Raw genomic sequence first — 21,063 nt, forward strand, 5'->3', positions numbered from 1 at the left:
CCGGGAGGGCGGCGCGACGCTCTCCCGGCTCGGTCACGGCTATGAGCGAGGCGAGGCGAGGCGGCGCGGCCGGCGGCTCCCGTGCGGGCGAAACCCGGACGGGCACCGACCGCGTCGAGCGGGGGTACCGCCCGAGGATCCGGAGGCCGATCGTGAAGCGACACCCATGGGCCGTCGCCGTGCTCGTAGCCGTGATCATCGGCGGGCTGGCCACGAGCGTCTGGCTGCTGCGCCCGGGCAGGGCACCCGCCGCACCCTGCACGAGCCCGGCGTCCGGAGACGGTAGCCCGGCCGCCGACGCCGCCGGACCGATCAGCACCGGTTCCGGCCGGGCCGAGGAATACTGGACCCCGGAGCGTATGCGCGGCGCCAGCGGCGCCGCGCGTCCCGACCCGCCGGAGACCCCTCCCTGCCGTTGATTCCGAGGTGGCCGAACCATGACGTTGATCAGTGCACTCCCGCCCGGCCTGGCCGCGTCGGCAGCCCGCGTCGGCGACGCCGCGACCGTGCTCGACGACGAGCAGATCACCGCGTTCATCACCGAGCAGCTCACCGCGTATCCGTTCGAGGGGCGCAGTGTCTGCGTGCTCGTGCCCGACGCGACGCGCACCTGCCCGCTGCCGCTGCTGATGCGGGCCGTGCACGCCGCGCTGCACGGCCGGGTCACGCGGCTGACTGTGCTGGTGGCGCTCGGCACGCACGCGGCCATGACGGAGGAGGCGCTCGGCCGGCACCTCGGCTACGAGCCCGGCCGGCTGGCCGGCACCTATCCGGGCACCGCGGTCCTGAACCACGAATGGTGGCGCCCGGAGACCTTCGCCGACCTGGGCACCATCCCGGCGGCGCGGGTCGCGGAGCTGTCCGACGGGCGGCTGAGCGTCGACGTGCCCGTGCTGCTGAACCGGGCGGTGGTGGAGCACGACATCGCCCTGGTGGTCGGCCCGGTGCTCCCCCACGAGGTGGTCGGCATCTCCGGGGGCAACAAATACTTCTTCCCCGGGGTCGGCGGCAAGAAGATCATCGACGTCTCGCACTGGCTGGGTGCGCTGATCACGTCGGCCGAGATCATCGGCACCAGCGGCACCACGCCGGTGCGGGCGCTGATCGACGACGGCGCCGCGCTGATCCCGGCCGCGAAGCTGGGCCTGAGCGTGGTCACCGCCGAGGTGGCCGACGGCGCCGCCGACGGCGCGGTGGACGATGCGGTTCCGGCCGCCGCCGCGGGACCGGGCGCGGGGGCCGGCAGCCGATTGCACTCGATCTCGTTCGGCGAGACCCGGGCCTCGTGGGCGTCGGCCGCCGAGGTGTGCGCCGCGACCCACGTCACCTACCTCGACGCCCCGGTCCGCCGGGTGTTGTCGATCGTTCCCGGCATGTACGACGAGATCTGGACCGCGGCGAAGGGCTTCTACAAGGTCGAGCCGGTGGTGGCCGACGGCGGCGAGGTCATCCTGTACGCCCCGCACGTCACGGAGTTGTCGTCGACGCATCCCGAGATCCACGAGATCGGCTATCACTGCCGCGACTATTTCGTCGCCCAGTGGGACCGCTTCTCCGGAATCCCCTGGGGTGTGCTCGCCCACTCGACGCACCTGCGCGGCGCCGGGACCTTCGACGCGGTGACCGGGCAGGAGCTGTTGCGGGTGCGGGTCACCCTCGCCACGGCGATTCCCGAGGACGTCTGCCGCGCCGCCAACCTGGGATATCTCGACCCGGCCCTGGTGGACCCGGCCACCTTCGCCCGGGACCCGGACACCCTGGTCGTCCCCCGGGCCGGCGAGACCCTGTTCCGGCTGCGCTGACCGAGCCCGTTCCGGCCGGGCCCGGTCAGGTCAGCCGGGCCGGCATCGACTGGTGCGGCGCAGCGGTCAGTTCATCACGGCGGTAGCCTCCACCTCGACCAGCAGGTCAGGCTCAGCCAGCGCGGCGACACCGAGGAGGGTGATCGGCTTGACCGGATCCACGCCCAGCTTCGCGGCCGCTCTGGCGACGCCTTCGCCCAGCAACGGCATCTTCTCAGGTGACCAGTCGACGACGTAGACAGTCAGCTGCGGCGACGACCCGGACACCTGCCACCGGTCGGTCGAACGCGGTTGGCGCATCCCGTCCTGACCCGCACGATCTCGCTCCGCCGGCCTCCACCAGCCGGGCCGGTCAGGCCGGCCGGGCGTGCGGCGGGAGGGCCGCGCCGGCGGTCAGGCCGGCCGCGGCCGCGGCGGCGGCCGCATCCAGCAGGACCAGCCGTTCCGGCCGGCCCTGCTCGCGGGCCAGGGTCGCGACCTGCTCGAACTCCGGCATCACCTGGACGATGACCCCGTCGCGGTGGCCGATCTTGATCGCGACGGTGCCGCCCGCGACCGCCACGTCGACGAAGGCGCGCGGCAGCGGCACCTTGCGCAACACCTGTTCCCGTACGCCGAGAGTGCTGGTGTGGCCGAACACCACCTCCCGCAGCGCCGCGGCCCGGTCGGGGTGGCACAGGACGCTGAGCGTGTGGGCGGGGCGCCCCTTCTTCATGATGATCGGCGCGAGCCAGGCGTCGGCCGCCCCGCCCTCCAGCAGCCGGGTGAGCACGCCGGGCCACAGGCGGGGATCGAGGTCGTCGACGTTGGCCTCGATGAGCACCGCCTCCTCGCCCGCCGGGGCGGCCGGGGCATCCGCGCGCCGGCCCACGACCACCCGCACGACGTTGGCCCGGTCCGGCCGGTCGCGGGTGCCGGCGCCCATGCCGACGGCCTCGACCAGCATCGGCGGGAGGTCCTCGCAGTCCGAGGCCAGGGTCCGCACCGCGGCCATGCCCGTCGGGGTGGCCAGCTCGCCGGGGCCGCCGCCCCGGACCCGCCATCCCCTGGCCAGCTGCGCCACGGCCGGCACGGGGACGGGCAACTCGCCGTGGGCGGTGCGGGCGACCCCCGAGCCGAGCGCCACCTCGCCGGCGGAGACGGTGGCCACGGCGAGGTCGTCGAGTGCCGCGCAGATGCCCACCACGTCGGCGATCGCGTCCAGGGCACCGACCTCGTGGAAGTGCACGTCGTCGGCGGGCACCCCGTGCACGTGCGCCTCCGCCTCGGCCAGCCGCGCGAAGACAGCGAGCGCGCGGGTCCGTACCGGATCGGCCAGCCGGCTGTCGCCGAGCAGCCGGCGGATGGTGCGCCAGGTCCGCCGGGGCGGATCCGCGGCGAGGATCTCCACATCGACCTTGACCGCCCGCAGGCCGGCGCGGGTCACCGCGGTGTCGGCGATCCGCACGCCACCGGGCAGGACAGCGTCGACCGCCTGCCGCACGGCCGTGCGGCTGGCGCCGGCATCGATGAGCGCGGCGAGCAGCATGTCACCGGCGACACCGGCGGAGGCATCGATCCAGGCGTGCCTACGGTCGGTCATGGGGGCTCCGGGGGTGACGAGGCCACGGCGACGGGCCCGAGAGTGCCGGATCCATCGGTGCCGGATCCGGCGAGGAAAGGTCCGGCGGGGACGACTCCGGCGGGGACGGCTCCGGCGGGGACGGCTCGGGCGGGGACGGGGCGGCGATCTGGGCGGCGAGGTGGCCGGCGCCGTAGCCGTTGTCGATGTTGACCACGCCGATGCCGGGAGCGCAGGCGTTGAGCATCGCCAGCAGCGCCGCGACGCCCTGGAACGCCGCGCCGTAGCCCACCGACGTCGGCAGCGCCACCACCGGGGCCGAGATCAGCCCGGCCACCACGCTGGGCAGCGCGCCGTCCATCCCGGCCGCCACGATCACCACGCGGGCGCGGCGCAGCAGCTCCAGCCGGGCGAGGACCCGGTGCAGGCCCGCGACGCCCACGTCCACCACCAGCTCGGTGGCGCGGCCCAGATAGCGGGCGGTCAGCATGGCCTCCCGGGCGACGGGCAGGTCGGAGGTGCCGGCGGAGAGGACGACGACCAGCCCACCCGACGGTCGCGGCGGCTCGGGCGGCCACGCCAGCAGCCGTGCGTCGCGGTCGTGGTGGGCCCGCGGCAGGTGCCGCAGGATGGCCCGGGCCTGGTCGGGGTCCGCCCGGGTGAAGAGCGTGACCGCCTCGGGTCGCCCGGCGGCGCTCGCCGCGATCGCCGCCACCTGCTCGGCCGTCTTACCCTGGCAGTAGACGGCCTCGGGATAGCCCCGCCGGGCCGCCCGGTCGAGGTCCAGGGTGGCGAACTCGGAAAGCTCCGCGGCCTCAGCCATGGTCGGCGGTGACCAGCGGGAGCGTGAAGGCGCCGGATTGCACGCCGGCCAGATCGACGGCGACGAACCGGAACCCGGCGGCGGTCACCGCCTCGTGCACCGCCCGCCGTACCGGGTCGGTCACCGCGCGGACCAGGTCGGCGCCGGGAAGTTCGATCCGCGCGACGTCGCCGTGGTGGCGCACCCGCAGGTCGGTGAAACCCAGCCGGCGCAGCGCCGCCTCCGCCTGCTCGATCTGTCCCAGCTTCCGCGGGTTGACCACGGAGAAGTGCGGGATCCGCGACGCCAGGCAGGGTGCCGCGGGCTTGTCCGCGCACGGCAGCTCCAGGGCCCGGGCGATCCGCCGTACCGCCGCTTTGTCCAGGCCCGCCTCCGCCAGCGGCCGCAGCACCCGGTGCTGCACCGCGGCGCGGGCGCCCGGCCGGTCCGGGCGGACGGCGTCGTCGGCGTTCTCGCCGTACGCGATCGCGTCCAGCCGGTACGCGGTGACCACCTCGGCGTCGATGCGGCCGAACAGCTCGTCCCGGCAGTGGAAGCACCGGTCCGGGCCGTTCGCCTGGTATTCGGCGCGGTCGCCCTCGCGGGTGGCCACCTCCACCACCGCGACGCCGATCTGGCGGGCCACGTCGTGGGCGGCGGACCGCTCGTCGGCGGCCAGGCTCGCCGACACCCCGAGGATGGCCACCACCCGGTCGTGGCCCAGCGCCCGGGCCGCCAGCGCCAGCAGCACCGAGGAGTCCACCCCGCCGGAGAACGCGACGCCGAGGCGACCGACCCCGGCGAGCGACTCGCCCACCGTGGCCGTGACGCGGTCGGCGAACGCGGCCGGGCTCTGCTCAGCTGAGCCGTTCATCGGGTCTCCGTCCGTCGCAAGTGATCAGATGTCGGTGCCATCTCAGTCAACGACTAGCATGTCGACCATGGGGCACCGTCCCACGATCTACGACGTCGCGCGCGAGGCCGGCGTGGCGGCGTCCACCGTGTCCAGGGCCTATGCCCGGCCGGGGCGGGTCAACAACGATACGGCGCGCCGGGTCTTCGCGGCCGCGGCGCGGCTGGGCTATCGCTCCGACCGGCTCGATGGTCAGCGGCCCGACGGCCGCGCCCTGAGCGAGGCCATCGCGCTGGTCATCGCCGATGTCACCAACCCGTTCTACGGCGAGATCATCAAGGGCGCCTACGAGGCCGCCCGGGAGGCCGGATACCAACTCGTCCTGTCGCACACCAACGAATCCCCGGAAGAGGAACGCCGAACCATCGAGCACGAGCTCGACCACGTCGACGGCATCGTCATCGCCAGCTCCCGGATGACCGACTCCGCGCTGCGGATGGTGGCCAAGCAGCGGGCCGTGGTGCTGCTGAACAGGATCCTGCCGGAGGCGAGTTGCGTGGTGAGCGACAACCAGCGCGGGATCCGGCGGGCCGCGGAGCACCTCGGCGCCCTGGGCCACGAGCGGATCACCTACGTGGCCGGGCCGGAGAACAGCTGGTCCGACGGGATGCGCTGGCGGGCGCTGCGGGAGGCCGCGGCGGAGCTGGAGCTGGAGGTGCGGCGTCTCGGCCCGCATGAGCCGACCGTGCTCGCCGGGCTGGCCGCGGCCCGGCGGGTGGCGCAGATCGACGCCACGGCGGTGCTGGCCTACAACGACGCGCTCGCCATCGGCGTGCTGAAGGGGCTGCGCAAGCTCGGCGTCGCCGTGCCCGAGGAGATCAGCGTGGTCGGCTTCGACAACATCATCTTCGACGAGCTGGTCGAGCCCGCGCTGACCACCGTCGCGGCGCCGCTGTACAGGATGGGCCTGACCGGGGTCCAGCACTGCATCGCGCTCGCCCGGGGCGCGCAGCCCAGCAGCGCGCCCCTGGTGCTGCCGGTGCGGCTCGTGGTCCGGCAGTCGACCGCTCACCGCCGGTCGCGGGGAGCGTCGCCGGTCCCCTCGCCGAGGGCACCGCGGACGACGGGGTAGGTCACGCAAGGGTGCGCCGGGCCCACTCGAACGAGATGCGATGCGACTCCCGCTTCGACGCCACGCTCGGCTCGTCCACTTCGATCATGAAGTCGCCGTCGTATCCGGCCGGGATCGCGGCCAGCACCGCGGCAAAGTCGATCACGCCCCGGCCGGGCTCGGCCCACAGCCGCTTGGTCCGCTGCACCTGGCGGTAGGTCAGGCCGGCGCGGCTTTCCGCCGCCAGCAGGTCGGGGAAGCAGTCCTTGAGGTGGATCCCCCCGATCCGGTCGGCGTAGCGGCGGATGAACGCCGCCGGTTCGACGCCGGCCCAGCGCAGGTGCCCGGTGTCCGGTCCGAAACCGATGACGTCCGGGCCCAGGTCGTCGAGCAACCGGACGATCTCCTCCTCGGTCTCGAAGACGCCGCCGACGTGCGAGTGGTGCAGCGGCCACAGCCCTTCGGCGCGCAGCACCCGGCACACCGTTCCGCAGTTGTCGATCGCGCGGGCCAGCCGGCCGGCGTCGAAACCGGCGCCGACCGCCGGTTCGGCCATCCGGGCCGGCACGGACATCGAGGAGATCATCGTACGGTCCAGGCCCAGCGCCACCTGGGTCGCGGCGAACCGCTTGGCCTTCTCCACCTCCTCGGCCAGGTCCACGGTCTCGTCGAACGGGGAGTTGAAGAGGCTCAGCGCCGGCATCAGGCCGTACCCGCCGATCCAGTCGCGATACTCCGCGGGACTCATGCCGTCGGGGACGTCCGCCTTGACCGCGGTGAAGCCGATCTCCTGGAAGTCCCGGAAGGCCTCGTCGAACACCTCCCGGGTCTTGCCGGCCGTGCTCCAGTACGGGATCGGGTTGGCGGCGATGCGACGCCGCGCGGCGGTCACAGCCGCACCGGCTTTCCGGTCCGGGCCGAGGAATAGACGCCGGCGATGACGCCGATCGACTGCCGGTTGGTCTCCAGGTCCACCCGCAGCTTCTCGGTGCCGTCCAGCGCGCCGAGGAAGTTCAGGTACTGCAGCCGGTGCGCGTCGGAGAGCTGGCCGGGATTGCTGCTCGCGGTGGCACCGGCCGCCGCGCCGGAGATGGTCCGCGTCGTGCCCATCAACCGCTCCGCCGGCTCGGTGCCCCGCGGCGTGGCGTGGAAGAACGCCAACTGGTCGTTGTCGATCACCACCGAACCGCGGTCGCCGTGCACCTGCAGGCGCGCGGACAGCCCCGGATAAGCCGCCGTGGTCGCGTGCAACACGCCCAGCGCGCCGGATGCGAACCGCACGACGCCGACCGCGACGTCCTCCACCTCGATCCGCTCGTGCGCCAGCGTCCCGGCGTACGCGAAGACCTCCACCGGCCGCCCCAGCGCGGCGACCAGCAGGTCGACGGTGTGCACGCCCTGGTTCATCAGCGCGCCGCCGCCGTCCAGGTCCCAGGTGCCGCGCCAGTCGCCGGAGTCGTAGTAGCTCTGCCCGCGCCACCAGTCGATCGCCGCGATACCGGAGGTCAGCCGGCCCAGCTCGCCGCGCTCGATGGCCGCGAGCATGGTCTCGGTGGCCGGGTCGAAGCGATGCTGCGAGATCACCGTCACCAGCGTGCCGGCCCGCTGCCGGGCCGCGATGATCTCGTCGGTACGGGCCACCGTGATCTCCGCGGGCTTCTCGACGATGACGTGCTTGCCGGCGGCGAGCGCCTCGATCGCCACCTCGCCGTGCCGGCCGGTCGGCGTGCACACCACGACGATGTCGATCTCCTCCGCCGCCAGCGCCGCGGTCAGCGACCCGTACGGCCGCCCGCCACGCTCGGCGGCCAGTTGCCCGGCCCGTTCGAGCTGGACGTCGGCCACCGCGACCAGCCGCAGGCGGTCCGCCAGCTGGCTGATCACCAGGCCGTGCTGCCTGCCGATGACCCCGGCGCCGACCAGTGCGATATTCCGTACGGTGCTCACTTGTATTCGATCCCCTCGGTCTTCAGCAGGTCAGTGAAGTCCTGCCAGGCGCGGCGGAACAGCTCCGGCCCGGAGAAGCCGCCCAGCGCCGTACCGGTGTCCAGGTGTGGTTCCAGCGAGAAGAACCCGTCGAATCCGTCGTGGCGCAGGGCGCTCATCGTCTCGGCGACCTCGCCGTCGCCCCGGCCGGCGGTCACCACCGTGCCGTCGGCGGCGCGAGCGTCCTTGATCTGGATGTATTCGAGGTGCGGCCGCAGGACCGCGTACCCCTCGGTGTAGGGCCGGACGCCGACCTGGACGAAGTTGGCCGGGTCCCAGGCGAGCCGCAGGTGCGGCGAGCCGACGGACCGGACGATGTCCAGGCACCGGGCCGGGATGTCGCCGTAGATCTCCTTCTCGTTCTCGTGCAGCAGGATCAGGTCCGCCTCCTCGGCGACCCGGGCCAGCGCGCGCATCCGGTCGATCACCTCGTCGCGGTGCGCGGCCGGATCGGCGCCGGGGCGCAGGAAGAAGGAGAAGATCCGGATGTACGGGGCGCCGAAGAAGTGCGCGACCTCCGCGGCGTGCCGCATCCGTCGCAGGTGCGGCGGGAACGGCTCGTCGATGAAGATCTTGCCGATCGGCGAGCCGATGCTGGAGACCTCGAGGTCGTGCTCGGCGAGCGTCTCCTTCATGACGGTCAGCTGTTCCTCCTTGAGGTCGAGGATGTTGACCTCCCAGGCGCTGCGCAGCTCCACGTGCGTGAGGCCGAGGCCGGACGCCACCCGGCACTGCTCGGTGAAGTCGGATGAGATCTCGTCCACGAAACCGGAGAGAGTCCACATGGGGAGGCGGTCCTTTCTGGGTCAGGTGTTGCGCTGATACAGCCGGTGGATCAGGCGCAGGGACCGGGCGCCCTCGCGCGGCCCGATCCAGAACGGTTCCGGATCGGCCAGCGAGGCGTAGAAGTCGGCGATGAGCAGCTCGTGCGAGGCACCCCAGTAGGCGCGACCGCCGGTGCTGGCCACCGGCTCGGCCACCGTCTCGACGCGCCCGTCGGCGTGGCTGACGGTCAGGTCGCCACGGATCAGCAGCACCGCCCGCTCGGTGACGACCTCGATCGTCACCGGCGCGTCGACGACGTTGCCGACGGTGGCGAACACGACGCTGCGCGCGCCGCCGGTGTGGTCGAGGAGCACGCTCGCGGTGTCCTCCACGTCGATGTCGTCCAGGGCGTGCCGCCCGGCGTGGCCGCGCACCCGCACGACGTCGCCGACCAGCAACTCCATCAGGTCGAGCGTGTGGATGGCCTGGTTGATCAGGACGCCGCCACCGCTGCGGGACTTGCGGCCGCGCCACGGCCGGCTCTGGTAGTACGCCGGGTCCCGGTGCCACAGCACCGTGGCCGAGCCGCCCCGCACCGGTCCCAGCTCGCCCGATGCGAGCAGGTCGCGGGCGGCCCGGGTGGTCGCGTTGTACCGGTTCTGCAGGCAGATCCCGATCTTGACGGCCGGGTGCCGGTCCGCCGCGGCGATCAGCCGGTCCGCCTCGGCCACCGTGTGCGCGACCGGCTTCTCGACCAGCACGGCGACCCGTGCGTCCAGGCAGTCGACGGCCACCGGGGTGTGCTGGTCGTGCGGCGTGCACACGTGCACCACGTCGGGGCGTACGGCTGCCAGCAGCTGCCGGTGATCGGCGAAGCGCGGCACACCGTACCGCTCGGCCGCCGCCGCGGCCCGGTCCTGATCGGTGTCGCAGACGCCGACCAGCTCCACCTCGTCGAGTTTCGCGATCGCCTGCAGGTGCACGACCGACACGTCGCCGCACCCGACCACGGCTGCCCGGCGCACCGTCACTTCACACCGCCGGCGGTGAGGCCTCCGACGAGGTAACGCTGGAACAGCAGATAGAGCAGCACCACCGGGGCCGCGGAGACCAGGGCGGCGGCCATGACCTGCGAGTACACCGGGATCGCGCCGCCCTCCTGGGTCGCGGAGAAGGTGGACAGCGCCACCGCCGCGGTCTGCGTCTCCGGCCGGGTGAGCACCGACGCGAACAGCACGTCGTTCCAGCCCAGCAGGAAGGCGAAGATCCCGGACACCACGATCGCCGGCAGGCTGAGCGGGATGATGATCCGGACCAGGATCCGCACCGTGGAGGCGCCGTCCATCCGGCCCGCCTCCTCCAGTTCCCGGGGCAGGCCGCGCAGGTAGGTGACCATCACCCAGGTGGAGAACGGCAGCGCGAAGGTCAGGTACGCGAGGAAGAGTCCCCAGCGGGTGCCCACCACGGTGACGCCCAGGTAGTTGCCCGCCGAGGAGAACAGCACGAACACCGGCAGCAGCATCAGCGTGCCGGGGATGCTCTGCAGGCCGACCAGCCCGCGCAGGATGGACAGCCGGCCGGTGAACGTGTAGCGGACCAGCACGTACGCGGTCATGGTGCCGAGCAGCGCCGAAGCGATCGCCACCAGGGCGCACACAATCATGCTGTTCACCAGGCCGGTGGCCAGGTCGGCGGTGGTCCAGATCTGGGTGTAGCTGTCCAGCGAGAACGAGCTGGGCCAGAACTCGCCGGAGGCCACGCCGACGTCGGAGTTCAGCGAGGCCAGCACGATGTACAGCGTCGGCACCAGGACCATCGCGCACAGGATCACGGTGACGATCACCAGCGCCGGCCGGGGCAGCAGCCGGTGCGCCTCGCCGGTCGCCGTCCGGCCGCTCGGCCGCCGGCTCCGCAGGGGCGAAGGGGTGCTGGACGCGGTCATCTCGCGCCTCCGTCCTCGTGCACGTCCAGCCGGAGCGCACGCAGATAGGCGAACAGGGGGATGGCGATGAGCAGCAGGGAGACGATCGCCATCGCCGCGCTGAGCCCGAACCGCAGGCTCTGGAAGCTGGTGACGTAGACGATCATCGGCATCACGTTGACGTCGTCCGGGGCCGGCGCGCCGAACAGGACGTACGGCAGGGAGAAGTTGTTGATGTGGTTCAGGGTGGCCAGCAGGCAGGCCAACAGCACCGGGCCGCGCAGGTACGGCAGGATGACGTGGGTCAGCTTGGGCCACCAGTTCGCCCCGTCGATCGCCGACGCCTCGTGCACCTCGCCGTCGACGCTCTGCAGGCCGGCCAGCGCCATCAGGTAGATGAACGGCCAGGCGGCCCAGATCTCCACCAGGATCAGCGTCCAGTACGACGTCGGCCCGCTCAGCCACAGCCCACCGTCGATGCCCACCTTCGCCAGCGTGGTGTTGACGATGCCGTCGGGCTGCAGCATGGTCCGCCACACCGTGGCGACGACGAACGACGGCAGCACGTACGGGATCAGGAACACCGCGCGCACCAGCGACCGGCCGCGGTAGCGGTTCTGGGTGGCGATCGCGGCGGCTATCCCGAACGGGACGGTGGCGATGGTGGAGATCACCGCGAACGAGACGCTGATCCAGATGGCGTGCGGCAGGCCGGACTGGAACGCCTCGGTGAAGTTCCGCACGCCGATGAAGGGCGCGTCCAGCCACCGGCGCAGCGTGTACTGATCCAGGTCGATGAGGGAGATGTAGATCGCCAGCAGCAGCGGGATGACGATGATCAGCGTCATCAGCAGTCCACCGGGGATGAGCAGCCACAGCGGGCGCTGCCGCTCGGTGACGCCGCGGCGGGGCCGCTGCCCGGGGCCGGATTCGGCCGGGGTGCCCGGGCCGGGCCCGGCGGCCACGGTGGCCGCCGGACTCGGTACCGAGCGTGTGGTCGTGCTGTCGTCGGTCATCGCGGCCGGCTTCCTACTTCGCCCGGTCCAGCGCCGACTGCGCCTTCTTCTGCGCGTCCGCGAGCCGGCCGTCGAGCTGCGCGTCGCTGACCGCGCCCTTCGAGAGGTCGGGGATCGACTGCACCACCACGTTGGTCAGGGCCAGCTGGATGTCCGCCCACCCGCCGGTGAACGGCGTCGCCACCGATTTCTGCGCCGCCTGGGCCACCGTGGCCAGCTTCTCATCCGTCTTCAGGGACTCCAGCGCCGCGGCGTTCGCCGGCAGGTTGCCGAGCTTGGCGTAGTAGTCGAGCTGGAACTCCGGGTCGGTGACCAGCTTGACGTACTCGAACGCCAGGTCCTGGTTCTTGGAGTAGTCCGCGACCAGCAGGTTGTCGCCGGACAGGATGGACGCGGCGTCCACCCCGTTCGCCGGGCGGCTGGTCGCACCGGGCGGCACCGTCGGCAGCAGCGCGAACGCCCACTTGCCCTTGACCGCGCCCTCGTTCAGCGCCTTGGCGGCGGTCACGGTCGTCAGCGCCAGGTAGCCGGTCTTACCCTCGGCGAACGCCGCGACGGCCTGCGGGTTCGTCCACCCGATGGCCGCCGGGTCGACCACCTTGTCGGCGGTGAGCCAGCCGAAGTACGTCTGGTACGCCTTCCGCACGGTCGGATCCTGGAGCCGGGCCGTCTTGCCGTCCACGAGCGGGTTGCCGGCCTGCACCGACATGCCCCAGACGAACTTCCACGGGTCGAAGTTGTCCTTGTACGCCACCGCCAGGCCGTACTGGCCGGGCTTCGTCATCTGCTTGGCCTGCTGGCCGAGCTCGTCCCAGGTGGTCGCCGGCTTGCTGATCCCGGCCGCCTTGAGCAGCTCGGTGTTGTACGCCATGACGAACGGCCGGCTCACCCACGGGATGCCGACCTGGTTCTGCTGGTCCGGCCCCGAGATGCCGAGGGTCGCCGGCACGAACTTGTCCTTGCCGCCGACCTTCTTCCACTTCTCGTCGTCGAGCTTCACGAACGCGCCGGTCGAGTAGGCGGTCGGCGTCAGCGTGGTGCCGACCGCGTACACGTCCGGGCCGGTGCCGGACACGACCGAGGTCTGGATCTTGGTCAGCTCCTCGTTCGCGCTGGCGAACGTCTCGAACTTGACGCTGGCCCCGGTCTGCGCCTTGAACTTGTCGCTGACCGATTGCTGCCAGGCCTGGAACTCCTTCGGGTACTGCGTGTTCGCTCCGATCAACACGTTGAGTGTCTTGCCGGCGCCGCCGCTGCCGCCCTCATCGTCGCCACCGCAGGCGGCGAGCCCGGCCGTGAGCACCGCCACACCGGCCAGTGCCATGACCCCGCGCATCGTATTCATACTCATCGTCCTTCTCCTTCGGGTGGCCCGCCGGTGCGGTGTGATCCGCGTAACGGCACTGCTGGGTTACGAGAAGGTTTCGCCGCGTCGACCGGCGAAATCAACGAGTTGCCAGATGTTGCCTGGGTGGCAAGGCAACAAACGGCAACAGCTTGCTCGACGGTCGGTCGCCCCGGGACGCTGACCGCCATGGCTACCTTGACGGTGCACCCCGACCGGCTGTTGCCCCCGGACCCGGGGGTGCGGGAGATCGCCCGCCGGCTGTACCACGCGGTCCGGGACCTGCCGATCATCTCCCCGCACGGGCACGTCGACAGCCGGATGCTGCTGGACGACGAGCCGTTCGCCGACCCGACGGCCCTCTTCATCCAGCCCGATCACTATGTGACCCGGCTGCTGCACGCCGGCGGCGTCGCGCTCGACCGGCTCGGCGTGGGCGAGGGCGCGCTGGCCGAGGACCGGGCCCGGGAGGCGTGGCGGTTGCTCTGCGGCCACTGGCACCTGCTGCGGGGCACGCCGGTGCGGTACTGGTTCGACAGCGAACTCGCCGAGATCTTCGGCGTCACCGAGCGGCCGGACGCGGACAACGCCGACGCGCTGTACGACCGGATCGCCGAGCAGCTGCGGCAGCCCAGCCACCGGCCCCGGGCCCTGCTGCGCCGGTTCGGCATCGAGTTCCTGGCCACCACCGACGACCCCGCCGACGACCTGCGCGCGCACGAGGCGCTGCGGGCCGAGCCGGACGTCGCCACGACCGTGGCACCCACCTTCCGCCCCGACCGCTACCTGGAGATCGGCCGGCCGGGGTGGGCGGCGACCGTCAAGGGCCTGGGCGGCGACGTCGGCGACTACGCCGGCTACCTCGCCGCGCTGGAAGAACGCCGGCGGTATTTCATCGCCAGGGGCGCGGTGTCCGCCGACCACGGCCACGCCGACGCCGGCACCGAACCGCTCGCCCGCCACGATGCCGAGCGGATCTACCGGGCGGCGCTGGCCGGCACCGCCGCCGCGGCCGAGGCCGCCGCGTTCCGGCGGCACATGACCTTCGAGATGGCCCGCATGTCGTGCGACGACGGCCTGGTGATGACGCTGCACCCGGGCATCCACCGCAACCACCACCCGGCCACCTCGGACCGGTACGGCCCGGACACCGGCCACGACATCCCGGTGGCCGTCGAGTACACCCGCGCCCTGCAGCCGCTGCTCCAGCGGTTCGGCACCCACCCCGGCTTCCACCTGGTGCTGTTCACCGTGGACCCGGACGTGTACAGCCGGGAGATCGCACCCCTGGCCGGCTTCTACCCGGCGGTGTACGCGGGCGCGCCCTGGTGGTTCGTGGACAACCCCGCGGAGATCGGGCGCTTCCAGGAAGCCGTCACCGAGATCGCCGGCTTCAGCCGGCTGTCCGGGTTCATCGACGACACCCGCGCCTTCTGCTCCATCCCGGCCCGCCACGACATGTCGCGCCGCCTGGACGCCGGCTTCCTCGCGGGCCTGGTGGCGGCGCACCGGCTGGACGAGGACGAGGCCCTGGACACCCTGCGGACCCTGGTGTCCGACCAGCCGCGAAAGGTGTTCAAGCTTTGACCCCGGTCCGGATCGTCCATCTCGGGCTCGGCGGGTTCTTCCGGGCACACCAGGCCTGGTACACCGGCGCAGCGCCGGACGCCGCGCACTGGGGCATCGCCGCGTTCACCGGCCGGTCCCGTACGCTCGCCGACCAGCTGAACCACCAGGACGGGCGGTACACGCTCGTCGTGCGCGGACCGGACCACGACGACATGTCCGTGCAGCACGCCGTGGCGGCGGCCCACCCGGGCACGGACCTGGAGTCCTGGTGCGACTATCTGACCCGGCCGCAGGTCGCGGTGGTCACGCTGACCGTCACCGAGGCCGCCTACCGCAGCGACCGGGACGGCGGCCTCGACCTGGATGACGAGGACGTCCGCGCCGACCTGGCCGCGCTGCGGCACGGCGGGACGACCGGCACGGTGCCGGGGCGCCTGGTCGCCGGCCTGGCCGCGCGGCGCGCCGCGGGCGCCGGGTCGCTGGCGGTGGTGTCCTGCGACAACGTGCCGGCCAACGGAGCGGCCACCGAGCGCGTGGTCACCGAGCTGGCCGAGGCGGTGGAGCCGGCGCTGGCGGGCTGGATCCGCGAGCACGTGGCGTTCGTGACCACGATGGTCGACCGGATCACCCCGCGGACGACCGCCGACGACGTGCGGGCGGTGGCCGAGCAGACCGGCTGGGCGGACGCGGTGCCGGTGGTCACCGAGCCGTTCACGGAATGGGTGCTCGGCGGCGCGTTCCCGAACGGGCGGCCGGCCTGGGAGGCCGCCGGGGCCCGGTTCGTCGACGACGTCCACCCGTACGAGACCCGCAAGCTGCTGCTGCTCAACGGCGGGCACAGCCTGCTGGCGTACGCCGCCGGCGCGCGCGGCCACGACACCATCGCCCAGGCGGTCGCCGACCCGGACTGCCGCGGCTGGCTGGACCGGTGGTGGGACGAGGCCGTACGGCACGTGCCGCTGCCCGCCGCCGACCTCACCGCCTACCGGGCGGCGCTGCTGGACCGGTTCGCCAACCCGCGCATCCGGCACACGCTGGCCCAGATCGCCGCGGACGGCTCGCAGAAGCTGCCCATCCGGGTGCTGCCGGTCCTCCGGGCCGAGCGGGACGCCGGCCGCCTGCCGTCCGGGGCGATCCGCATCCTGGCCGCCTGGATCGACCACCTGCGCGGGATCGGCGCCCCGGTGCACGACGCCGGCGCCGGCCCGTACCGGGAGCGCGCCGGCTCGGTGCGCGACGTCATCGCGCTGCTGGCGCCCGACCTGGCCGAGGACCGGGCGCTGATCGACGCGGTCGGCGCCGCGGTGCGGCCGGGCTGACATCGCCGGGGGCGAACTCAGTCCTCCGGCACCCAGGTCAGCAACCGCACCTTCGCGACGGTGCGGACGTGCTTGCGCATGGCGGCCGCCGCCCGCCGCGGCTCGCCCGCGGCGATGGCCTCGTAGATGGCTGTGTGCTGGGCGAGGGAACGGGACGGGCGGCCGGGCTGGCGCAGTGACTCGGTGCGGCTCTCGGTGATCTGGCCGGCGATCGCTTTCATGAAGTCCGCGAGCAACGAGCTGTGCCCGGCCGCCGTGACCGCGGCGTGGAACCGCCGGTCGCCCTCCACGCCGAAGCCGCCCCCGGCGATCTCGTCGCGCATGAAGTCGAGCGCCCGCCGGATCTCCTCCAACTCGGCCGCGGTGCGGCGGTCGGCGGCGAGCTCGGCGAGCTTCGTCTCCAGTGCCTCACGAGCCTCCAGCACCTCCGGGAGGCGTTTGCGGCGTTCGACGAGCTGCTCGAGCGGTTCCCCGTCGAGGGTGTCGCGCACCAGGTAGGTGCCGCCGCCGTGGCGCGATTCGAGCAGGCCTTGAACCTCCAGCACCACGATCGCCTGCTTCACCGACGCGCGGCTCACGCCGAGGCGCGTGGCCAGGTCGCGCTCGGCGGGCAACCGGTCGCCCGCGCGCAGGTCGGCCTCGGCCACGTGGGCCCGCAGGCGTTCCACCACCTGCTCGTACAGGCGGGACTTCACCATCGGCCGCAGCGCTTCTGACATCGGTCCAGATTATCGCCCGAGTGGCTCAGCCATTGGACCACCCTTGACAATCGATGGCTGTCGACGGAAAGTGGCTGAGCCACTAAGCCACTGGGAGCCCACCGACGGGAGCGCCCGATGTCCCCCGAACTGATTTCGATACTCGTGCTGGTCGTGGTGTTCGTCATCGCCACGACCCGGTCGATCAACATGGGCGCGCTCGCGTTCGCCGCGGCCTTCGGGGTCGGCACGCTCGTCGCGGGCATGGAGACCGACGACATCTTCGACGGCTTCCCCGGCTCGCTGTTCGTCGTGCTGGTCGGTGTGACGTTCCTGTTCGCCATCGCCAGGGCCAACGGCACCACGGACTGGCTGGTGCACATGGCGATCCGGCTGGTCGGTGGGCGCATCGCCCTGATGCCGTGGGTGATGTTCGCGATCACCGGTGTGCTGACCGCGATCGGCGCGGTGAGCCCGGCGGCGGTCGCGATCGTCGCGCCGATCGCGATGGGCTTCGCCGCGAAATACAAGATCAGCCCGCTGATGATGGGCGTGCTGGTGGTGCACGGCGCGCAGGCGGGCGGGTTCTCCCCCATCAGCATCTACGGCACCATCGTCAACAGCATCGTCGCCGAGGAGGGCCTGCCGGGCAACGAGATCGTGCTGTTCCTCGCCAGCGCGGTGGTGAACCTGCTGATCGCGGCCGTGGTGTTCGTGGTGTGCGGTGGCCTGAAGCTGGCGAGGCGGCCCCTGGACGTGCCCGTGCTCGTCCGCGCCGGCGGTGGAGTGGGCGACAGCGACAGCGACAGCGACGCCGGCGACAGCGACGCGGCCGTGGCCGAGGCCCAGGAGCGCGTCGGGCTGACCGCGCCGCGCATCGCCACCCTCGCCGGTCTGGCCGCGCTGGTGCTGGTGACGCTGGTGTTCGATCTCGACGTCGGCCTCGCCGCGATCACGGTGGCGGTGCTGCTCAGCGTGGTGTGGCCGGAGCAGAGCAGGCAGGCGATCGCCCAGATCACCTGGCCGACCGTGCTGCTGATCTGCGGCATCCTCACCTACGTCGGCGTGCTGCAGACGATGGGCACGATCACCTGGGCGGGTGACTCCGTCGCCGGCGTGGGTGCCCCGCTGGTCGCGGCGCTGCTGATCTGCTATATCGGCGCCATCGTGTCCGCGTTCGCCTCGTCGGTCGGCATCATGGGCGCGCTCATCCCGCTCGCCGTGCCGTTCCTGCTGCGGGGTGACGTCAGCGCGGTCGGGCTGATCGCGGCGCTCGCGGTGTCGGCGACGGTGGTCGACGTGAGCCCGTTCTCCACCAACGGCGCGCTGGTGCTGGCCGGTGCGCAGGACGTCGATCGCGACCGATTCTTCAAGCAGCTCATGGCCTACGGCGGGATCATAGTCGTGGCGGCGCCGCCGCTGGTGTGGCTCGTTTTCGTCGTCCCCGGAATCTGGTGAGCCGTTTTGCTTCCCGCATCACATCCGAACCGCGTCGCGCTCCGCTTCGGCGACCGCACCCTCACCCACGCCGAGCTGGCGTCCTGCGCGGGAGCCCTGGCACAGCAGCTGGTCGGGCAGCCTCGGGTGGCGGTCTGGGCGACGCCGACCATCGAGACGTGCGTGGCGGTCGTGGCCGCGCTGCTCGCCGGGGTGCCCGCCGTCCCGGTCAACCCGAAGACCGGGGAACGGGAGCTCGGGCACATCGTGGCGGACAGCGCACCGGCCGGCGTGCTCGCGGCTCCCGGCACGCCGCTGCCGGAAGGTCTGCGGCCGGTGCCCCGCTGGGATGTCACGCTCGACGCCGGAGACGCCGGAGACGCCGGAGACGCCGGACCGCTGCCGGAGCCGGGCGCCGAGGCACCCGCGTTGATCGTCTATACCTCGGGCACCACGGGAGCGCCCAAGGGCGTCGTGCTGCCGCACCGGGCAGTCATGTCCACATTGGATGCGGTGGCCCAGGCGTGGCAGTGGACCGGGGACGACGTGCTGGTGCACGCGCTGCCGCTGTTCCACGTGCACGGGCTCATCCTGGGTGTGCTCGGTCCGCTGCGCCTCGGCGGCACGCTGCACCACCTCGGCAAGTTCTCCACCGGGCTCGTGGCGCGGGCGCTCGCGGACGGGGGCACCATGCTGTTCGGCGTGCCGACGATGTACCACCGCATCGCGGCCGAGGTGGACGGCAACCCGGAGCTCGTCGCGGCGCTGCGGCAGGCACGGCTGCTCGTGTCGGGCTCGGCGGCGCTGCCGGTGGCCGACCACGAGCGCATCGCCGCGGCGACCGGTAAGCGGGTCGTGGAGCGGTACGGCATGACCGAGACGCTCATGAACACCAGCAATCGCGCGGACGGCGACCGTAAGCCCGGCTCCGTCGGCGTCCCGCTGCCGGGAGTCGAGGTCCGGCTCGTCGACGACAACGGCGCGCCGATCCAGCAGTCCGATGTGGTAGGCGAGATCCAGGTCCGCGGACCGAACCTCTTCACCGAATATCTCAACCGGCCCGACGCCACCGCGGAGGCGTTCGCCGACGGCTGGTTCCGCACCGGCGACGTCGGCACCCGCGACCCCGACGGCCACTACCGGATCGTCGGCCGAAAAGCGACCGACATCATCAAGAGCGGTGGATACAAGATCGGCGCGGGCGAGATCGAGAACGCGCTGCTGGAGCACCCGGCCGTAGCGGAGGTGGCGGTGACCGGCGAGCCGGACGACGACCTCGGCGAGCGGATCGTGGCCTGGATCGTGCCCGTCGGCGCGCCGCCGGAGGAACGCGAGCTCGCCGACCACGTCGCACGGCTGCTCACCCCGCACAAGCGCCCCAGGGTCGTGCGTTTCGTCGAGTCCCTGCCACGCAACGAGATGGGCAAGGTCATGAAGCGGGCGCTCCGTGCGTGAGCCCGCGCGCGCCGTGATCAGCCAGGTGGCCACGTCGTTCACCGAACTGCCCGACCAGGGTGAATCGTCCGCGGTGGACGGACCGCTCGGCTGGCCCGGCTACGACGAGGCGCTGGCACGCGCGCGCGATCGCACCGGCGAAGGCGAGTCGGTCGTCTGCGGCGTGGCCGACATCGGCGGCGTCACGGCCGTCCTGGTGGCCTTCGAGTTCGGCTTCCTGGGTGGCTCGCTCGGCACCCGGACCGGTCGGCGGATCGAGCAGGCGTTCACCAGGGCCCGCGAGCTCGCCGTGCCGGTGGTGTCGTTGATCGCGACCGGCGGCAGCCGGATGCAAGAGGGCACCCCGGCGCTGACCCAACTGCAACGCGTCGCCCGTCAGCTCGCCCTCACCCGCGCCGCGGGGCTGCCCCACATCGCCGTGCTGCGCGACCCGGCGACCGGGGGCGGCTGGGCCACCCTCGGTGCCGGCGCGGACGTCATCATCGGCCTGGACGGCGCGCAGGTCGGCTTCGCCGGATCGCGGGTGCGTCCACCCGGGTACACCGTCGCGGAGCAGCTCGCGGCGGGGCAGGTCGACCAGGTCGTGTCCCACCCTGAGCTGAAGGACCGGCTGGCACGCTGGCTGCGGCTGCTCACCACGCCCTCGGCGGCGCCCGCCGTCGTGCCGGTCGCGCTGGGCTCCGCGACGCTGCCCGAGACCGGCTGGGACGCGGTGCGACGCGCACGCGCACCGCATCGCCCGCGCGCACAGGCCTACCTCGACGAGTGCTTCGACTGGCGCGAACCGATCAACGGCGACCGGGGTGGCGGCGTCGACCCCGGAGTGCTCTGCGGGTTCGGCCACCGCGACGGCGGCACCGTCGCCTACGCCGCGCAATGCGGAACGGCGACGCGGCCCGCCGGGTTCCGCACCGCGGCACGGCTGGTCCGGCTGGCCGACCGACTGGGCATCCCGGTGCTGACCCTGGTCGACACGCCGGGCGCGGCCAACGACCCGGAAGCCGAGCGGGCCGGCGCCGGGGCCGCCATCGCGGAGATGTTCGCCGCGATCGCGTCGGCCACCCTGCCGGTGACCACGATGCTGATCGGCGAGGGCGGCTCCGGCGGCGCTCTCGCATTCGCCGCGCCGGGCCGGATGTGGGTCACGCCGGACAGCTACTTCGCGGTGATCTCCCCCGAGGCGGCCGCGGCCATCCTCAAGCAGCCGCCGTCCGAGGTCAGAGCGACCACCGAACGATTGCGGCTGCGACCGCAGGACCTGGTCGAACTCGGGGTCGCCCGGGGAATCGCCGAGCGCGCCACGCTTGATCGCCAGCCGCGCGACACCACGGGATCCGCCCGGCAGTAAGCGCCGCCTGGCCCTGTCGGGCAACCGCGACCCACCCCTCCGCACGCAGATCATGACGCAGGTCACATCGCCGTG

The 21,063-nt window shown here is 72.7% G+C and carries 19 protein-coding genes and 1 pseudogene; 8 read left to right on the forward strand and 12 right to left on the reverse strand.

Annotated elements, in window-relative coordinates; all coding sequences use genetic code 11:
• Window positions 1-152 precede the first annotated feature (152 nt).
• Both DMB66_RS10970 and DMB66_RS10975 read left to right on the forward strand, forming a co-directional pair.
• Entirely contained in the window at window positions 153-419 is a 267-nt protein-coding gene (locus DMB66_RS10970; RefSeq protein ID WP_125803938.1) for a hypothetical protein, read from the forward strand.
• An 18-nt stretch (window positions 420-437) separates the two neighbouring features.
• Window positions 438-1,802, forward strand: a complete 1,365-nt coding sequence (locus DMB66_RS10975; RefSeq protein ID WP_125803939.1) for a lactate racemase domain-containing protein — start codon at window positions 438-440, stop codon at window positions 1,800-1,802.
• A 66-nt stretch (window positions 1,803-1,868) separates the two neighbouring features.
• Here the strand turns inward: DMB66_RS10975 and DMB66_RS10980 are convergent.
• The 4 genes and pseudogenes from DMB66_RS10980 to DMB66_RS10995 form a co-directional block, all read right to left on the reverse strand.
• A pseudogene (locus DMB66_RS10980) lies at window positions 1,869-2,051 on the reverse strand (RidA family protein); the annotation flags it as partial.
• 103 nt (window positions 2,052-2,154) lie between these two features.
• Complete coding sequence (gene larC, locus DMB66_RS10985; RefSeq protein WP_125803940.1) at window positions 2,155-3,384, reverse strand: nickel pincer cofactor biosynthesis protein LarC; 1,230 nt, start codon at window positions 3,382-3,384, stop codon at window positions 2,155-2,157.
• Window positions 3,371-4,186 carry a nickel pincer cofactor biosynthesis protein LarB gene (gene larB / locus DMB66_RS10990; protein ID WP_125803941.1) on the reverse strand — a complete coding sequence of 272 codons (816 nt, stop codon included), beginning with the start codon at window positions 4,184-4,186 and terminating at the stop codon, window positions 3,371-3,373. Before larB ends, larC begins: the two co-directional genes overlap by 14 nt.
• A complete protein-coding gene (locus DMB66_RS10995) occupies window positions 4,179-5,039 on the reverse strand; it encodes an asparagine synthase-related protein (protein WP_125803942.1) in 861 nt (286 codons plus the stop codon). Before DMB66_RS10995 ends, larB begins: the two co-directional genes overlap by 8 nt.
• A gap of 67 nt (window positions 5,040-5,106) precedes the next feature.
• On the opposite strand from DMB66_RS10995, the gene DMB66_RS11000 reads away from it, so the two are divergent.
• Entirely contained in the window at window positions 5,107-6,150 is a 1,044-nt protein-coding gene (locus DMB66_RS11000; protein WP_125803943.1) for a LacI family DNA-binding transcriptional regulator, read from the forward strand.
• A gap of 1 nt (window position 6,151) precedes the next feature.
• Here the strand turns inward: DMB66_RS11000 and DMB66_RS11005 are convergent, their stop codons facing one another.
• From DMB66_RS11005 to DMB66_RS11035, 7 genes are read right to left on the reverse strand one after another with little or no spacing between them, the layout of a single operon-like run.
• The gene (locus tag DMB66_RS11005) at window positions 6,152-7,021 is read right to left on the reverse strand and encodes a sugar phosphate isomerase/epimerase (protein ID WP_125803944.1); all 870 of its coding nucleotides are present in this window, start codon (window positions 7,019-7,021) and stop codon (window positions 6,152-6,154) included.
• On the reverse strand, window positions 7,018-8,076 hold the full coding sequence (locus DMB66_RS11010; protein ID WP_125803945.1) for a Gfo/Idh/MocA family protein: 1,059 nt from the start codon (window positions 8,074-8,076) through the stop codon (window positions 7,018-7,020). Before DMB66_RS11010 ends, DMB66_RS11005 begins: the two co-directional genes overlap by 4 nt.
• Window positions 8,073-8,900: a sugar phosphate isomerase/epimerase gene (locus DMB66_RS11015; RefSeq protein WP_125803946.1), complete on the reverse strand. Its 828-nt coding sequence runs from the start codon at window positions 8,898-8,900 to the stop codon at window positions 8,073-8,075. Before DMB66_RS11015 ends, DMB66_RS11010 begins: the two co-directional genes overlap by 4 nt.
• A 21-nt stretch (window positions 8,901-8,921) precedes the next feature.
• Window positions 8,922-9,905, reverse strand: a complete 984-nt coding sequence (locus DMB66_RS11020) for a Gfo/Idh/MocA family protein (protein WP_125803947.1) — start codon at window positions 9,903-9,905, stop codon at window positions 8,922-8,924.
• A 2-nt stretch (window positions 9,906-9,907) separates the two neighbouring features.
• Complete coding sequence (locus DMB66_RS11025) at window positions 9,908-10,822, reverse strand: carbohydrate ABC transporter permease (protein WP_125803948.1); 915 nt, start codon at window positions 10,820-10,822, stop codon at window positions 9,908-9,910.
• Window positions 10,819-11,817 carry a carbohydrate ABC transporter permease gene (locus DMB66_RS11030; RefSeq protein ID WP_125803949.1) on the reverse strand — a complete coding sequence of 333 codons (999 nt, stop codon included), beginning with the start codon at window positions 11,815-11,817 and terminating at the stop codon, window positions 10,819-10,821. The genes DMB66_RS11025 and DMB66_RS11030 overlap by 4 nt, the downstream gene beginning before the upstream one ends.
• Window positions 11,818-11,830: 13 nt before the next feature.
• The gene (locus tag DMB66_RS11035; RefSeq protein ID WP_233624470.1) at window positions 11,831-13,168 is read right to left on the reverse strand and encodes an ABC transporter substrate-binding protein; all 1,338 of its coding nucleotides are present in this window, start codon (window positions 13,166-13,168) and stop codon (window positions 11,831-11,833) included.
• Window positions 13,169-13,351: 183 nt separating this feature from the next.
• Here DMB66_RS11035 and uxaC point away from each other — a divergent pair, with 183 nt between their 5' ends.
• The gene (gene uxaC / locus DMB66_RS11040; RefSeq protein ID WP_125803950.1) at window positions 13,352-14,749 is read left to right on the forward strand and encodes a glucuronate isomerase; all 1,398 of its coding nucleotides are present in this window, start codon (window positions 13,352-13,354) and stop codon (window positions 14,747-14,749) included.
• Window positions 14,746-16,050: a mannitol dehydrogenase family protein gene (locus DMB66_RS11045; protein ID WP_125803951.1), complete on the forward strand. Its 1,305-nt coding sequence runs from the start codon at window positions 14,746-14,748 to the stop codon at window positions 16,048-16,050. The genes uxaC and DMB66_RS11045 overlap by 4 nt, the downstream gene beginning before the upstream one ends.
• 17 nt (window positions 16,051-16,067) lie before the next feature.
• Here DMB66_RS11045 and DMB66_RS11050 read toward each other — a convergent pair whose 3' ends face one another.
• On the reverse strand, window positions 16,068-16,769 hold the full coding sequence (locus DMB66_RS11050; protein ID WP_125803952.1) for a FadR/GntR family transcriptional regulator: 702 nt from the start codon (window positions 16,767-16,769) through the stop codon (window positions 16,068-16,070).
• Between the two features lie 117 nt (window positions 16,770-16,886).
• Between DMB66_RS11050 and DMB66_RS11055 the strand changes: the two genes are divergently transcribed.
• The 3 genes from DMB66_RS11055 to DMB66_RS11065 are packed head-to-tail and all read left to right on the forward strand — an operon-like array spanning window position 16,887 to window position 20,988.
• Entirely contained in the window at window positions 16,887-18,206 is a 1,320-nt protein-coding gene (locus DMB66_RS11055) for an SLC13 family permease (RefSeq protein WP_125803953.1), read from the forward strand.
• A 6-nt stretch (window positions 18,207-18,212) separates the two neighbouring features.
• Window positions 18,213-19,640, forward strand: a complete 1,428-nt coding sequence (locus tag DMB66_RS11060; RefSeq protein WP_125803954.1) for an acyl-CoA synthetase — start codon at window positions 18,213-18,215, stop codon at window positions 19,638-19,640.
• The gene (locus tag DMB66_RS11065; RefSeq protein ID WP_125803955.1) at window positions 19,633-20,988 is read left to right on the forward strand and encodes a carboxyl transferase domain-containing protein; all 1,356 of its coding nucleotides are present in this window, start codon (window positions 19,633-19,635) and stop codon (window positions 20,986-20,988) included. Before DMB66_RS11060 ends, DMB66_RS11065 begins: the two co-directional genes overlap by 8 nt.
• Window positions 20,989-21,063 lie beyond the last annotated feature (75 nt).

It is taken from the genome of Actinoplanes sp. ATCC 53533, assembly GCF_003947245.1.